The organism is Piscinibacter defluvii, from assembly GCF_004011805.1.
GTDB classification, from domain to species: Bacteria; Pseudomonadota; Gammaproteobacteria; order Burkholderiales; family Burkholderiaceae_C; genus Piscinibacter; species Piscinibacter defluvii.
In genome coordinates, this window is record NZ_RCHJ01000005.1 from 444,561 (window position 1) to 458,676 (window position 14,116).

General features: G+C 69.3%; 24 protein-coding genes. 1 reads left to right on the forward strand and 23 read right to left on the reverse strand.

The window, feature by feature from the left end; genetic code table 11:
- Nucleotides 1-14: 14 nt before the first annotated feature.
- Nucleotides 15-611 carry an ATP-dependent Clp protease proteolytic subunit gene (locus tag D9C15_RS17545; protein WP_127999557.1) on the reverse strand — a complete coding sequence of 199 codons (597 nt, stop codon included), beginning with the start codon at nt 609-611 and terminating at the stop codon, nt 15-17.
- Between the two features lie 91 nt (nt 612-702).
- Between D9C15_RS17545 and D9C15_RS17550 the strand changes: the two genes are divergently transcribed.
- On the forward strand, nt 703-957 hold the full coding sequence (locus tag D9C15_RS17550) for a hypothetical protein (protein WP_127999558.1): 255 nt from the start codon (nt 703-705) through the stop codon (nt 955-957).
- On the opposite strand, the gene D9C15_RS17555 is transcribed toward D9C15_RS17550, so the two are convergent.
- The 22 genes from D9C15_RS17555 to D9C15_RS33745 all read right to left on the reverse strand — a co-directional run.
- Nucleotides 954-1,439: a pyridoxamine 5'-phosphate oxidase family protein gene (locus tag D9C15_RS17555; protein ID WP_127999560.1), complete on the reverse strand. Its 486-nt coding sequence runs from the start codon at nt 1,437-1,439 to the stop codon at nt 954-956. The genes D9C15_RS17550 and D9C15_RS17555 overlap by 4 nt on opposite strands.
- A 16-nt stretch (nt 1,440-1,455) precedes the next feature.
- Nucleotides 1,456-1,974, reverse strand: a complete 519-nt coding sequence (locus D9C15_RS17560) for a GNAT family N-acetyltransferase (RefSeq protein WP_127999562.1) — start codon at nt 1,972-1,974, stop codon at nt 1,456-1,458.
- Between the two features lie 22 nt (nt 1,975-1,996).
- The gene (locus D9C15_RS17565; protein ID WP_127999564.1) at nt 1,997-2,617 is read right to left on the reverse strand and encodes a DUF2238 domain-containing protein; all 621 of its coding nucleotides are present in this window, start codon (nt 2,615-2,617) and stop codon (nt 1,997-1,999) included.
- A 4-nt stretch (nt 2,618-2,621) separates the two neighbouring features.
- On the reverse strand, nt 2,622-2,900 hold the full coding sequence (locus tag D9C15_RS17570) for a hypothetical protein (protein ID WP_127999566.1): 279 nt from the start codon (nt 2,898-2,900) through the stop codon (nt 2,622-2,624).
- A gap of 59 nt (nt 2,901-2,959) precedes the next feature.
- Nucleotides 2,960-3,424: a GNAT family N-acetyltransferase gene (locus tag D9C15_RS17575; RefSeq protein ID WP_127999568.1), complete on the reverse strand. Its 465-nt coding sequence runs from the start codon at nt 3,422-3,424 to the stop codon at nt 2,960-2,962.
- Nucleotides 3,425-3,433: 9 nt separating this feature from the next.
- Nucleotides 3,434-3,970 (reverse strand): hypothetical protein, encoded by a 537-nt coding sequence (locus tag D9C15_RS17580; RefSeq protein WP_375138804.1) that lies wholly within the window; start codon nt 3,968-3,970, stop codon nt 3,434-3,436.
- A gap of 65 nt (nt 3,971-4,035) precedes the next feature.
- Nucleotides 4,036-4,353, reverse strand: coding sequence for a DUF1161 domain-containing protein (locus D9C15_RS17585; RefSeq protein ID WP_127999570.1), 318 nt, complete (start codon nt 4,351-4,353; stop codon nt 4,036-4,038).
- A 40-nt stretch (nt 4,354-4,393) separates the two neighbouring features.
- Nucleotides 4,394-4,855 carry a methyltransferase family protein gene (locus tag D9C15_RS17590; RefSeq protein WP_127999571.1) on the reverse strand — a complete coding sequence of 154 codons (462 nt, stop codon included), beginning with the start codon at nt 4,853-4,855 and terminating at the stop codon, nt 4,394-4,396.
- A 52-nt stretch (nt 4,856-4,907) separates the two neighbouring features.
- Complete coding sequence (locus tag D9C15_RS17595; protein WP_127999573.1) at nt 4,908-5,222, reverse strand: hypothetical protein; 315 nt, start codon at nt 5,220-5,222, stop codon at nt 4,908-4,910.
- A 92-nt stretch (nt 5,223-5,314) separates the two neighbouring features.
- Nucleotides 5,315-5,839, reverse strand: coding sequence for a DUF1993 domain-containing protein (locus D9C15_RS17600; RefSeq protein ID WP_127999575.1), 525 nt, complete (start codon nt 5,837-5,839; stop codon nt 5,315-5,317).
- Nucleotides 5,840-5,854: 15 nt separating this feature from the next.
- Entirely contained in the window at nt 5,855-6,373 is a 519-nt protein-coding gene (locus D9C15_RS17605; RefSeq protein WP_127999577.1) for a hypothetical protein, read from the reverse strand.
- A complete protein-coding gene (locus D9C15_RS17610) occupies nt 6,370-6,687 on the reverse strand; it encodes a cytoplasmic protein (protein WP_127999579.1) in 318 nt (105 codons plus the stop codon). The genes D9C15_RS17605 and D9C15_RS17610 overlap by 4 nt, the downstream gene beginning before the upstream one ends.
- A 136-nt stretch (nt 6,688-6,823) precedes the next feature.
- Nucleotides 6,824-7,297 (reverse strand): gamma-glutamylcyclotransferase family protein, encoded by a 474-nt coding sequence (locus tag D9C15_RS17615; protein WP_127999581.1) that lies wholly within the window; start codon nt 7,295-7,297, stop codon nt 6,824-6,826.
- Between the two features lie 76 nt (nt 7,298-7,373).
- A complete protein-coding gene (locus D9C15_RS17620) occupies nt 7,374-7,820 on the reverse strand; it encodes an SRPBCC family protein (RefSeq protein WP_127999583.1) in 447 nt (148 codons plus the stop codon).
- Between the two features lie 110 nt (nt 7,821-7,930).
- Nucleotides 7,931-8,629 (reverse strand): hypothetical protein, encoded by a 699-nt coding sequence (locus D9C15_RS17625; protein WP_127999585.1) that lies wholly within the window; start codon nt 8,627-8,629, stop codon nt 7,931-7,933.
- A gap of 4 nt (nt 8,630-8,633) precedes the next feature.
- Nucleotides 8,634-9,149 carry an OsmC family protein gene (locus D9C15_RS17630; RefSeq protein WP_127999587.1) on the reverse strand — a complete coding sequence of 172 codons (516 nt, stop codon included), beginning with the start codon at nt 9,147-9,149 and terminating at the stop codon, nt 8,634-8,636.
- Nucleotides 9,150-9,360: 211 nt separating this feature from the next.
- Nucleotides 9,361-9,906, reverse strand: a complete 546-nt coding sequence (locus D9C15_RS17635; protein WP_127999589.1) for a DUF4256 domain-containing protein — start codon at nt 9,904-9,906, stop codon at nt 9,361-9,363.
- Nucleotides 9,907-10,014: 108 nt separating this feature from the next.
- Nucleotides 10,015-10,524 (reverse strand): cupin domain-containing protein, encoded by a 510-nt coding sequence (locus D9C15_RS17640; protein WP_127999591.1) that lies wholly within the window; start codon nt 10,522-10,524, stop codon nt 10,015-10,017.
- Between the two features lie 1,325 nt (nt 10,525-11,849).
- Nucleotides 11,850-12,470, reverse strand: a complete 621-nt coding sequence (locus tag D9C15_RS17645) for a DUF1349 domain-containing protein (protein WP_127999592.1) — start codon at nt 12,468-12,470, stop codon at nt 11,850-11,852.
- A gap of 710 nt (nt 12,471-13,180) precedes the next feature.
- Nucleotides 13,181-13,480, reverse strand: coding sequence for a type II toxin-antitoxin system RelE/ParE family toxin (locus D9C15_RS34575; RefSeq protein WP_127999594.1), 300 nt, complete (start codon nt 13,478-13,480; stop codon nt 13,181-13,183).
- 2 nt (nt 13,481-13,482) lie between these two features.
- Nucleotides 13,483-13,704, reverse strand: a complete 222-nt coding sequence (locus D9C15_RS17655; protein ID WP_127999596.1) for a hypothetical protein — start codon at nt 13,702-13,704, stop codon at nt 13,483-13,485.
- Between the two features lie 210 nt (nt 13,705-13,914).
- On the reverse strand, nt 13,915-14,116 hold a 202-nt coding region (locus D9C15_RS33745), incomplete at its 5' end, for a hypothetical protein (protein WP_205854832.1).

Sequence of the window (14,116 nt, forward strand, 5' to 3'; positions counted from 1 at the left end):
CGGCCGCCGGGCGCTCAGGCCAAGTCGGCCTGGCGCTCGATGATGCGCGACACGATGCCGTAGGCGATGGCCTCCTCGGCGCTCATCCAGAAATCGCGCTCCATGTCCGACACCACCGTGTCGTAGGGCTTGCCGGTCTGCGCCGACACCACGCGCGCGATGCGCTCGCGCGTGCGCAGGATCTCCTTGGCCTGGATGGCGATGTCGGTGGCCTGCCCGCCCGCCCCGCCGGCCGGCTGGTGGATCATGAAGCGGGTGTTGGGCAGGCACAGCCGGCGCTCCTTCGGCGGCGCGAGGAAGATGTGCGCCCCGGCGCTGGCCACCCAGCCCGAGCCGACCGTCGTGACCGGCGCGCGCACGAAGCGGATCATGTCGTGGATGGCGTCGCCGGATTCCACATGGCCGCCGGGCGACGAGATGAGCATCGTGATCGGTGCGTCCGAGTCGGCCGCCAGCGCCAGCAGTCGGCGGCAGGTGGCTTGCGCCAGCGTGTCGGTGATCTCGCCGAAGACGAGCACGTAGCGTGACTTGAAGGCCAGCTGCTCCTCGAGCCGGTCGGCCTTGTCGGACTTGGTGGACTTGTCGTCGCTGTTGGCGAGCGTGGTGGGCATGGCAATCTCCTGGGGTCCGGGTTCGGGCCATTGTGGCGCAGCCGCGGCCGGCGGCCGTAAGCTGCGCCGCATCGCCCCACCGGAGACCGACATGAGCGCACGCCATACCGCCCTCGCCGCCGCTGCCGCCATCGCGGCCCTGCTCGTGTTCGCGCTCGCGACGTCGGCGCGCTCGCAGGTGCAGGCCACGCCCAGCTTCGTGCCGATCGGCACCTCCGCCAGCGGTTCGACCAGCACGGTCTGGTTCCACGAACCCTCGTCGCGCCAGGCCGTCGCCTGCCAGACCGTCCAGCAGGGCGGTGCCCTGTCGGCCATCCAGTGCGTGGCGGCCAGGCTGCCTTCCTAGGGCAGCGACTCCGGCGCCAGCGCCGCGCGCAGGCGCTCGCCGGTGAACGACATCGCCCGCCCGAAGCCGGCCACGAATCGCAGCGACTCGGGCTCGATGACGAACAGCGAGAAGTCGCCGAACGAGAACAGCTCCAGCGCGTCCGGCAGCTTGGCCAGGTAGGCCGCGCGGGCGAGCGCGTGTTCGTCCGACTCGGGAGCGCAGGGGCGCGCGCGGCCCTGGATGCTGGCGCGCGGCAGGGCCAGCGGCGTCGGTGCCGCGTCCGGCGCGGCCGTCACCAGCAGGGCCACGCCGGGATGCGCCAGCATGTCGCCGGTGTGGGTGGCCAGCCGGCTCACGTGGATCACGAACCCGCCGCCTCCGGGCAGCTGCGCGAAGGGCACCATCGAGACCGCCGGCTCGCCCTGGTGCAGCGTGGCCAGCGCCGCCACGCTCTGCTGCTGCAGCAGTGAACGCAGGAGCTGGTGTTCGGTGTCGTCCATGCTCACTCCGAGTCTGTCAGCCGACACGCCGCCACAGGTGCACTTTGTCGATGTAGCCGTCGCCCAGCCGCACGGCCATCGGCTCGGTGCCGAAGGGCACGAAGCCGCAGCGGCCGTACAGCGCCAGCGCGTCCGGGTTGGTGGCGCTGACCGTGAGCTGAACCAGTTCGATGCGGCCCAGGCTGCGCGCCTCGTGCAGCAGGCGCTCCACCAGGCGCCGGCCGAGGCCCTGGCCGCGCGCTGGCGCGCGCACGTACAGGCCGAACAGCGTGGCCTTGTGCCGCGTGCGCTCGCGCTGCTCGAAGCTCAGCCCCGCGGCGCCGAGCAGCGCCGGGCCGGCGAAGGCGCCGCAGACCAGCTCGGGCGGGTCCGGCACGTCGGGCATGCGTGCGGCCCACCAGGACAGCGGCAGGCCCTCGCGTTCGGCCAGCGAGGAGGTGAAGGCCTCCGGGCAGTCTGCATAGGCCTCGAGCATCAGCGCGCGGTGCAGCGCGGCGTCTTCCGGGGTGAGGCGGCGGATCAGGGTGCCGGTCATGGCTGCCGCAGGGCCGTCGGGCTCAGTTGCCGGCGGCGCGCAGCCGCGCCAGCTGGCGATCGTGGATCCGCCCCAGCGCGAGCAGCGCGGTGCAGGCGCCGATCAGGGCCAGGAACATGTCCGACTGCGTGTCCCACGGATCGCCCTGCGTGCCGAGGAATTCGTCGGCGCCCTGGCCGAGCGCGAGCGCGGCCGCCCACTCGATCAGCTCGTAGCTCGCGCTGATCGCCAGCACGACGCAGACGACCAGGAAGCCGAGCATGCGCGCTCCGCGCACATGCTCGCCGCGGACCAGGATCTCGCGCGCTGCCAGTGCCGGCACGAAGCCCTGGAAGAAGTGGCCGATCTTGTCGTAGGGGTTGCGTGCCAGGTGCAGCAGCTCCTGCAGCTCGAAGCCCAGCGGCACGCGCGCGTAGGTGTAGGCTCCGCCCATCATCAGCACCAGCGCGTGCACGAAGATGAGGCCGTACAGCAGCGGCGTCAGCGGGAAGCGGCGCCGGCTCAGCGCGAGCACCGGCAGCACGATCATCACCGGCAGCACCTCCATCAGCCAGGTGGCGCGGTCGTACGGCGACCAGCCGGAAACCACCAGCAGCAGCACCGTGCACGCCGCTCCGAGGGCCAGCCAGGCGCCGTGCCGCATGCGGCTACTTGTCCGATTCGGGCTGCAGCACCAGCACCACGCCGAACGCGCCGACCGACACCGTGCGCCCGTTCACCGTGGTGTAGGAGGCCACCCCCAGCGGATGGTAGGTCGACGTGAAGGCCGTCAGCGCGCCCAGCCCGAGCGCGCCGGCCAGCGGGCTGCGCTCCGCCACGGCCTCCTTGATCCGTTCGCGGTGGCGTTCGGGCGACGGGTTCAGCACGAAGGCTGCGGCGGTGAGCGCCGCGGCGATCACGGCGGAGACGACGGCGGTTCTGGCCATGGCATGGAGATTCGCGGTGGGCCCGGCGATCCGGCCGGGCCACGCATGATAGGCCGCGCTCAGCCTGCCGCCGGCGCGGCGGGCTTGTGCATGAACACGCTGTTCGGATCGTCGACGTAGTCGCCGAACGGGCCGCAGCGCCGATAGCCGAAGCGCTCGTAGAGCGCGATCGCCGCGGCCTGCAGGTAGCCGGTCTCGAGCAGGAACTGCCGGCAGCCGCGCGCCAGCGCCTCGGCCTCGAGCCGCTGCAGCAGCGCGCTCGCCACCCCCTGGCCGCGCTGGCCGGGCCGGGTGTACATGCGCTTGAGTTCGCCGCGCTCGGCCTCGAGCACGATCGCGCCGCAGCCGACCGCGCGGCCGCCGTCGTCACGCGCCACCGCGAACAGCACCCCGGGCCGGGAGAGCGCCGCGATGTCGATGCCGTGGTGGCTCTCGGCCGGGTAGAGCGGCTTCTGGTAGGCGTCGAGTTCCTCGATCAGCGCGAGCACCTCGGGCTGGTCCGGGGCCTCCAGGCGGATCTGCATGCTGCGGGCCTAGCGCTTGGGCGCCGCCGGCGCGGCGGGTGCGGCGCAGCCGGCCGCCTGGCCGAGGCCCTTGAGGTAGGCGCGGCGGATGGTGCCCGCGGCGATGGCGGCCGCCACCTCGCGGGCGTAGCGCTCGGCGCCGGTGAGCTTGCGCACCCAGCCGCGGAACGGGATCACGCCCTCGGTCGTGTTGCGCACCGCGCCGACCACCGCATCGCCGGCGGCACCGCTGCCGCGCTCGATCAGGCTCGGGTTGGCCGCCGTCGCCGGCGTGTCCAGGTCGGCGCCGAGCACGGCGTCGAGCGCCTGCACGTCGGCCGTCAGCGCGGCGCACGAGCTGTCCGCCGGCACCGCGTAGGGCGCCTTGAGCGCGGCCTCGAGCGGCGGCGGGATCGCGGCCTTGACGAGGTTCAGGTCACCGAGCGGCGTGACGGCGGCCTGGGTCAGGCGCGCGTCGGTCGAGGGCTGGGGGGCGGGCGGGGCGGTGGTGCAGGCGGCGGCGCCGGCCAGCGGCGCCAGCACGGCGAGGGTTCGCAACAAGGTCATTCGGGGTGGATGGAGGCCGGGGAGCGCCCATTCTGCCGGCAGTGCGCGGCGCGGCACCCGCCGACTCAGGGCTTGCAGTCGCCGTAGGTCACGCTGCCGTCGCGGCACTCGGTGAGGATCTTCCCGTCCCTGGGCCGGGCCGTCGACGCTGCCGCGGCCGGACCCTGGCTGTAGACGATCTTGCGCGTGCCGAGCTCGCAGCTGCCGACCACCTTGCCGGCCACCTTGGCCTGTGCGTCCACCACCTGCAGCGTGAAATTGGAGACGCCGGACGCGCGCACCTTGGCGTCGATCTGCTCACGCAGGGTGTCGCAGTTGCTGCCGGCGTGGCTGGCCGCGCCGGCGAGGGCGAGCAGGGCGGTGAAGAGGGCGCCTCGGAACATGATGGCTCGAAGTCTAGCGACCCGCGGCGCCGGCACGGCGTCAGAGCCAGCGCCGGGTGCGTTTCAGGTAGTCGAGGTAGGCGCTGCCGAACTTGGCTGCCAGCACCCGTTCCTCGGGCAGGATCTGGAAGCGCGTGACGTAGGCGAGGAACAGCACCGGGCCGAGCCACACCAGCCAGGAGTCGAGCCGGATCGCATACGCCACCAGCAGCAGCAGCAGGCTCAGGTACATCGGGTTGCGCGACCAGCGGAACATGCCGCCGGTGACGAGGTGCGAGGCGCGCGAGGGGTCGAGCGGGTTGATCGTCGTGCGCGCCCACCACATCCCGCCGACCGCGGCGATCACGATCACCGCGCTGAGCTGCGACAGCCCGACACCCAGGTGCATGCGCAACAGGCTCGGGTCGATGCTCACGTCGGCGCCGCGGCTGTAGAGCTTCATCGCCGCGCCGGCCGCCAGGGCCACGAACGGGGCCGGGATCTTCGTCTCGAGTGCGTGCACGGTGTGCGGCCGATGGACGGGGGCGCGTCGCAGCGGGCCCGGCCGGTGCGGCTCAGGGCTTGGGCGCGGGCTTGGGCGCGGGCGCGGTGCTGCCCGTCACCTTGCCGACCACGCTGCTGGCCACGCCCGCGGCGGTCTTCACGCCGCGCTCCACGCCGCTCGCGGCCACGCTCGCACCGTGCTGGATCGCCCGCGCGGCCGCATGGGCACCGGTTTCGACGCCACGCGCCGCCGCCTGGGCCCCCCGCGAGACGGCCTGCTCGGCCCGCTGGACGACACCCGACGCCGGCGCGGCAGCCTGGGCAAACGCGGCAGGCGCCCACAGCAGCGCGGCGAGCAGGAGGCAGGGCGGTCGATGCGTCTTCATGGTGCTGGAATCGATCGGAGGCGTCGATTTTGGTTCCTGCGCCCGACACGTCCCGATACGGTTGTGACGCGGCCCGGGCGTCTCGAGGTGCGTCATGCTGGCGGCGGGTAGGCGTGAAAGCCGTCGAAATGCGCCTTGCCCAGCGGCACGCCCTGGCTGCGCAGGATGGCGTACGCCATGCCGAGGTGGAAGAAGAAGTTCGGCATGGCGTACTGGAACAGGAACGCCCGCGCCGGCAGCCGCACCCGGGCGTCGCCGGCCTGGCTCTCGAGCACACGCGATTCGGCGTCGGCAAACTGCTCCGGCGACAGCGACGCCAGCAGCGCCCGGGTTCGCTCGAGCCGCGCACGCAGGCCCGCCACGCCGGGAGCGGATTCGCCGAACGGCGGCACGGGCGCGCCGGCGAGCGGAAAGGCGACGCGCAGCGTGAAGTGCGCGGCGATCGCGACCTGCGATTCCAGCGCGAGCATGTCCGGCGCGAGGCGCGCCGCGAGCAGCTCGTCGAGCGGCCGGCCCCGGTCCTGCGCGAACCGCTGCGCGGCGTCGAGCAGGCCGCCCAGCTGCACGAGGTAGCGCTGGAACACGGCAACGGAGGCGTCGTACAGAAGGTCTGGCATGGGCGGGCGCGGGGCCTAGGGCGCGCGCTTCTCGAAGCAGGGGCCCTTGCTGCCCGGCGGCATCCGCGTCGCATGTTCGAAGCGCTGCCCGTTGAGCTCGACCTTGCCCTCGCACAGCGACTGGGCCTGGCAGGCGGAGGGGGTGGTCGCGAGTTCGACGCCGGCCGGCGACAGGCGCACGAACACCTGGCACAGCGTGCCGGTGCGGCCCGACTTGCGCGTCGGGTCCGGGCGCACCACCAGGCCCAGTACCTCGGCGCCGGGTTCGCCCTGCAGCTTGGCGATGCCGGCCACGGAGCAGCTGGCCTGCGCCGGACCGGCCACGGAGATATCCAGCTCGAACAGCTTGTCCGACTTGCGCCGGATCCCGACATGGTCGGGCGTGGGCAGGGATGCGGCCGATGCCGAGGCTGCGTCGGAAGGTGCCCGCACGTAGCAGGTGCTGGCGCCCTGTGCCAGCGCGAGGCCGGCGGCAGCGCTGCCGAGGGCGGCCAGGCCACGGGCCGCCAGCAGGTGCAGGCGCACGCGGCTCACGGCTTCTTCGCCACCGGCTTGCGGATGATGGTCTTCTGGAACCAGGCCTGGTTCATCCTGCCCAGGAACTCGGGCGTGAGGCTGAAGCCCGCCTTGTCGCCGATGAGTGACTCGCTGCCGCAGCGTGGGCACAGCGCGGTCGCGCCGCTGGCCGTGTCCAGGTTGTCGAAGCTGCTCGTGTCCAGGCCGGACCAGGCGACGATCTCCTGCGCCGGGAAGACCTCCATGCACGAGCAGCAGCCGCACAGCGTGCTGGCCTCGATCTCGGTCCGGTTGTCCCAGGTGTGCCGATGGGCTGCGAGCAGAGGGTTCATCGTGGGTTCCGACGGATGGGCAGGGGCCGCGGCCGGACGGCCGGCGGGCTGCGGTGCGAATGATGACACCGAGAGCGCCCGGTGGCCCAAGACAGCCACGCACGACGCCGCTTCGGCCGCGCGATCCTGCGCAGGATCAGGCTTTGCCGCGCCAGCGGAAGCGGCCGGCGTGCTCGGGCCGGTACTCGTCGGCCAGCACCACGCGCCGCAGCGACGCCGGCAACGCCTGTTCCTGCTTCACGTAGACCCAGGCCGTCAGCGTGTGCACCGGCGCGGCATCGAACCGCTCGATGGACAGTTCCACCCGCTCGTAGCCGTCGGGTTCGCCGAGCCGCTCCAGCCGGTCCATGCGGGCCATGCCGTCCTCATCCACCTCGTAGAGTTCGCCAATGACCTGGCTGCCGCTGCCGGGGGTGGCCAGGATGCAGGGCACCTCGCCATCGCCCAGCAGCACGAGGGGGTGCCGCTCGCGCGTGCGGTAGCGGCCGGCGACTCGCCGACCGGTGTTGACATGCTGGTTGGCGAAGCCTTGTTTCAGGGAGCCGTAGACGAAGATCAGTGGCATGGGCAGCGTGGGGTGCGTGGCGGCGCGGCCACGGGAGGCGATCATCCCGCAGCGGCGCCGGGAAGGCACGCGGTGCCCGAGCGGCGCAGGCGCGTCGGGCGGATGCTCCCGTGCTGACCGCCTACTCGCGGATGTCGGGCTCGACCAGCTTGGCCAGTTGCTCGAGCGACTCTTGCCAGCCGAGGTAGCACATCTCGACCGGGATGAGCTCGGGCAGGCCCTCCTGCAGGATGGTCAGCTCCGTGCCGCACAGCACCTGCCGAAGTGACACCGTGACCGTGATCTCGCCGGGCAGGTTGGGATCGTCGAAGCGATCGCTGTAGCGCAGCTTCTCGAAGGGGACCAGTTCGAGGTACTCGCCGCCGAACGAGTGGCCATGGCCGGTGGTGAAGTTCCGGAAGGACATCCGGTGGCTGCCGCCGACGCGCGGCTCCAGCTGGTGGACCGTGCAGGTGAAGCCATAGGGCGGGAGCCACTTGGCCAGGGCGTCGGGCTCGAGGAAGGCGCGGTAGACGCGCTCGGGCGTGCACTTGAGGACGCGATGCAGTCGGACGGTGCCCGTGGTCATGGTGAGGTGCCTTTCGGTACGAGGTGGATGTACCTGCACGACGAGCCAGCCGCGCCGGGATCGACACGATGCTGCGCCGGCCCCGTTAGCGCAGCAGGCGCCCGCGCAAGCTACCGGCTGTAGAACGTCACTCGTCCGTCACTGGCCCGGCATTCGAACTCGACGCGGTTGCCGTCGGGGCTGGGACGCATGTAGTCAAGGTCGGGAACGAGCGACTCGAGCCAGGCCTGGACCCCCGGCTGTGCGGCACTCTCCATCTCGGTGACGACGTTCGGTTCACCGGGCTGCCTGAGCAGGAGTGTGGCCCGGATGGGGCAGACGCCGACACCCCAGTCGCCCGCCGGCAGCTTCGGCTCACCCTGAGGCGACCTGAAGGCACGTATGCTGAACCCCTCCTTCGACGGGAACGTGGGGATGCCCTCGATGCCGAACGTGAACCTCACTCGGTAGTTTGTCTCGCGCTGGTTGGTGGCGCATCCGACCCATTGCCTGACCAGTGGCAACCAGGCGCGTGCAAGAGCGTCGCTACCCGCTTCGCTCAGCACGCGAACATCGGTGACCGGCACGGCACCGGGGTGCACCCGCATGGCAATGAGGGCCCAGCCCGGCTTGAAGGACGGGTACTGACCCTCCGCCAGATGCGTTGGCAGATGCGGCTTGAGATCGGGGCCGACAGGCGGACACCAGCCGGGGGCGTCAGCAACGCCCGGGGGCGGGTCGGCAGCGGCTGCAGGTCCTGCGAGACAGGAGACGAGGGCCAGCGGAAGAACGTATCGCATGCAGGTATCGGGGCGCTTCTTGCGGACCAAGCCGCTACTCGACAATGACTTCGGTGGTGACCGGCACCGCCCGACGCAGGGCATCGGCGACCGGAGAGTGCTTCTCGGCCCAGCGGACCAGCTCATGAGCCTGCTCGGCCGACGCCCCCGCCGCCGAGATGCGGACGCTGACGCTGACGCTCAATGGCCCGGGTGGCACCGAGCCCGAGACGCCGAGAAGGCCTCGGTCGTCGGATTCGCTCCCGACCGTGACCTCCAGGCGATTGATCACGATGCCCAGTTGGGCTGCGCGCATGGCGATGAGCGTTGCGTCACAGTTCGCGAGCGCGGCACGAAGCAACCAGCCTGGCGAAGGGGCGCTTCCGGCTCCGCCGATGGCAGCGGGCATGTCACTGACCAGCGTCGCTCCGTTCGGTCCTGCGGCCCGGCAGCGGAGGCCTGACTCGAGAACGGCGGTAGCCGGCTTGTCCTGCGAACGGGCGTCTTCCGGATGCTCGATGAAGTGTCGGGAGACCTTGCTGAGCGCCTGGCTGATGAGCTCGATGCTCATGATGTGTTCCTCGCTGTGACGCGTTGATGGGCGCTTCGAGCGCCCCAAGGTTCGGGCTGAGCGGGCCGCTGCGGGTGGGCGGTCGAGCCGCGTGACCGACGACCCGCCACACGGGTTCGCGGCCCAGTCGCCGAGCCGCGGTGGGATGCCTCGAGCGCAGCATTGGGTGGCACTCGCGACGGTGCCGGGCCGGTCGAGCAGGCTGGCCGGCTCATACCCGGAGCAGGCCGCGGAAGCCTCGCGCGGCGTAGTACGACTGTGCCCCGTTGTGATAGGTGAACACCCGGCCGTAGCGACGATCGCAGAACAGCGCGCCGCCGAGAGAGCGAACCTGCTCGGGCGTGGCGATCCAGCTGGACGTCTTCGTGTCGAACTCCCCGAGTTCTTGCAGTGCGCGGTACTGCTCTTCGGTGAGGAGTTCGACACCCATTGCCGCGGCCGCCTGCATGGCGCTGCCACCGGGCCTGTTCTCCTTGCGCGCGTCCAGCGCCGCCTGGTCGTAGCAGAGGCTCCTGCGCGCAACCGGACTCTCGGGGGAGCAATCACAGAAGACGACCTGGCCGGTCTCCATGTCCTGGGCGATGACGTCCGGCTCGCCCCCGGTGGCCTCCATCGCGGCGAGTGCCGTCAATGCACCGGGATTCGCGTCGAGACGGCTCAGGACGTTTGCCCAGGACAGCCCGCGATGGCGCTGCATGTTCCCGTCGAATCGGCTCCGCAGCGACTCGAGCAATCGGTTCCGCTCTTGTGTCTTCATGGTGGTGCCTTCAACAAGGGCCCGCGGCAGTCCGTGGGCCGAGCCGCTTGAGGTTCGGGCCGAGGGGACGGGCGCCATGCCGGTGGAGGACCCCGCTCGAGCGTAGGGTCAGGCGTCACGGCCCGGGGGCTGTGTGCTCTCGCCGTCGTAGTAGTCCACTGCAGATGCCGAGCGGTGCAGCTCACGCAGGCGGGGGGCACCGGGCGAGCTCGCGAACACCCCGATCTTGCCCGAGTCCGGGTACTCGCACACCTCGACGTCGGCAGCGGTGGACAGGGAGAGGTACCGCATGGGCGAGGTGCCCGTGTTGATGATCTGGTGCGCCACCTCTGCGCCGCCGGTTGGGCAGGCGATGACGTCGTGCTTGCGTATCGGGAAACGTTCGGTGCCGAAGCGGAGCTCTCCCTCTCCCTCGAGGATGAGAAACATCTCCTCTTCTGCCCGGTGGGAGTGGAACGGACATTGGGCCTTGCCGGGAGGCAACTCCGTCAGGTTGTAGCCAAGCTGCCGCGCTCCGATGGAGGTGCTGAAGCAGGCCCGCCGCGACGTGTAGTACCCGTTTGCCTCAACGTCATCGAACGCCACGTCATCGAGGTTCACGAAGGGCTTGGTCGACATCTCCGTCTCCATGCGGCGGTGAGTGCTCAACGGTTGTGATGGGTGACGCCTGGCACTTGAACTGGGCGGGTCGACGCCGGCAAGGCGCTTGGGCCGCGACGCGCATGATGCCAGCGAGCGCCCCGCGGCCCAAGTGCCAAGCCGTGGAGGGTTGCCTCGAGCGAAGGGTTGGGCGGCACACGCCCCGTGGCACAGCGCTTAGCCGAAGGAGGAACACGGCGAAGCTCGAATTCGGCGCCCGAGTCAATGTCGCGGTAGCGGTGCGCTGAGTCATTGATGCTCGCGATCTCCGTGCAGTAGCGGGAGCCTGGGCGTAGCCAGAAGTTCGCGGTTGAGCGCGTGACGACGTAGCACATGCGTGAGCCGAGGAAGGTGTAGGTTCCTTCGCCGTGGAAGGGGCGTGGATCGTCTTCCGTTCTTCCGCAAGCCTCGACGTACCGTCGGTGCGAAACTCGTCGTAGGCCTAGCAACTCGCGCCTCCGTCGTTGGAGTTGCACCAGACTCCGGCCAGGCCATACTCAGCGGAGGTGTGTGGAGGATGAGGCAGGGCTTCGCTGCAGGAGCACAAGAGCGCGGTAAGCCACAGTGAAGCGGCGCGAAGACTCACGAGGGTTGTTGACTGCCTAACGTTTGAGCTGAGGCGACCGCCACGGGTTGGCGCTTGGGCCGCGAGCCCGATGATATGCACCACGGGTTCGCGGCCCAAGTGCCAAGCCGTGGAGGGTCGCCTCGAGCGAAGGGTTAGGCAGCACTCGCGAGCGAGACTAGCGTAGCTGTGAGCACGAAGACTACTGCTAGCCCGACGTAAGCACCAAAGGCCTTTGCGATTGTCTTGAAGGCTTGACGCGGTGGGCGAGTCTTGAATAGGTAAACCGGCAACACGACCGGCGAGAGCAGTGCTGACCACAGAGCCCAGCGACCCGGGAGCGGTGGCCTACGCGACTGCTGGTCGCTCCTGCACCAGACGTAGATGGCAACGATCAACGCGAGGCTCAGACCATACTCGACCAAGCCTTGCACTCGCGATGGTTGCTTGAGCAGTCCGGCTAGAACTCCGGCGATCACATGTACCGACCCGAGCGACAAGAGGATCTTGCTCTTGAGAAGCACGCGTTCCCTCCGAATGTGCGCTTTGGACCTTTGCGATACGGTCTTGGCCCTCGTGCTGCCTGACGTTTGAGCTGAGCGGACGCCAACGGCAAGGCGCTTGGCCCGCGCAGCGGATGATGACACTGGCCGCTGCGCGGGCTAAGTGCCTTGCCGGTGGAGGTCCGCTCGAGCGAAGGGTTAGATGGCCCTCGCGCATAGCGAGCTTCAGGTGCTGCCTAGGCAGACCGACCTGGTTGGAACTTCAGGAACGAAAACGCCGCCTCGTACCCGGCCGACTTGGGGCTGCACGCGTACAAGCCGCATGCGACGGAGGATGCCGCCTCACGCTCAAGTAGGCGCGCCATGCGGACTTGTTCCCAGTGCAGGCCGTCTAAGGAACTCTCGACGAGGAAGTCACAGCCTTCGGCGCGAACCCGGAACCAGACGGTGTTGACGTCCTTAGCGAGGGGCTGGGTGGACCAGTCGGAGTATTGGTTGTTGGTCACCACGGCGCCCAGGCGGTTGAAGCCTTCTGGCTCGAACTCAACAGATGTCTTGAGCCAACAAGCGGGCGACAGGCGCACCATGAGACCGGCTTGATCGTATTGGTGAACTGGGCGGAAGGAGACCTTTGTCGTGAGAACGAAGTCGGAGGCCGCGCTCAGATGCAGGAAGTGCCCGTTGTCGGCCTCGAAGCCGTAGTGGGTGCGCTGCCAGAAGTCCGTGCCTGCATCCGTGTGAACTCGAAGGCACGGATCGGTTGCATCAAGCTGCCAGCGCGCGGGTTCGCAGAACCAGCTCAGGCGGGAGTCCAGTGCGGGACCGGAAAACGATTCAAACAAGGGTTCGTCTGACATGGCTCGGGCGATCCGTGTGGGAGTTGGGCCATCTAGCGTTTGAGCTGAGGGGCCGGAGCCGGAATGGCGCCTGGCCAAGAACGCCAACCGGTTGTTCGTCGTCTCGGCGCTGGCCAACCTGTTCATGGTCAGGCGTAGCCTCGCCTGAAAGCCGGCCCCGCGCCTGCCGCGGGGCGCGAAACAGGCTGAGCGGGCCCATCCGCTACGCCTGTGCGCCGCCCCTCGTCGTTCACGCGAGCCAATTGCGCGTCCAGGCTCGCTGAATTACTCTGCGGTGGTAGTAGTTCAGACCTTCCTGAACATGTAGTAGCCGAGATAGCCGCTTTGAAGTGGGCCGCGAACGATGTTCGTTATCTCGATGTAGCCTGCGATTCGAGTGCTCTCGTAGTCGCGAATGAGGAATCCATAGTCCGTGGGGCCCTGGCGCCGACTGGCAAGGTCTGCAGCGGCCGACGTTTCGGTAGGTGGACTGACCCATCGGCCGTGAAGCGACTTGCTGCGACGAGCGGCTTCTGCGAACTCTTTGGCGTGACGCTCAGAGAAGTGTGAGAGGGCAGGGCCCATGGTCGTGCGGCCTAACGTTTGAGCTGAGGGGGCCGACGCCGGGAAGGCGCTTGGCCCGCGCGACGGATGATGACACTGGCTGGCGCGCGGGCCAAGCGGCTTGCCGGTGGCGGTCCACTCGAGCGAAGGGTTAGGCGGCGCTGCGTCTACACGCTGGGGCCGCGCTCTCGCTCGGCACCCCAGAAGGCCACAACCTCGAGATGCTGACCGCGAGGCCGGTAGTAGAGGTGGTACCCGATGCGCTTGAGAAGCCAGCGCCGGGTTTCGGGTGACCGGGCGTTCTCTACCCTCGTGCCAATACCAGGGAACTCAACCAAGAGCTCCAGTGCTTCCTGGATGTCTTGCGCTACAGCGCCCGGGGCGGAGAGGCGATTCTCACTCCACCAAGCTGCAGCTTCGTGGATTTCGCGGCGTGCGCGAGGTTTGACTCGAACGACGAGAGCCAAGATCAGCCGTACTTGCGCAGCTCGGCAAACAACTCCTCGGCGGAGATGCCTTCTTCCTTGTCCGCTTCGTCGAGCGCGGCCTCAAGTTCTCGCTGGAGCACAGGTGAAAGCCGAACGGAGCGTTCTTCGTTCGTGACGAAGACCCCGACCTCAGCTCCCTCCGGGAGCGAGCCGCGATCTAGGATGACCTTGCCGCCGATGACAGTACCTTTGACGACTTGCATGTGCGGATGGTACTCCGATGGCCGACCGGTCCCGGTTTGCGCCGCCTAACGTTTGAGCTGAGCGGCCCACGGAGGCATGACGCCCCGGCTGCCCGGTGCAACATGGTAAACCGCACTGGGCGGCCGGGGTGGCATGCCGGAGAGGGTCCACGGAGAGGGTCCGCTCGAGCGAAGGGTTAGGCCTCAGCATCCAATTGCGAACGCACGCCCTTACGGGCGCCGGGAACCGAACCTGAGCCACACACTTTCATTCCGCTTGTGTGTGCCGACGATGAACAGCGTCGCTTGGAACGACTGGAACTGCCAACGCAGGACAAGTGACCCGTCGGCTGCTCGGAAGAGAGTTGCCTGCGTGGCGTCCTCTCCGGCGCCAAGTATCGATGAAGAGGAAACCCGGTCGATGCGACCCATG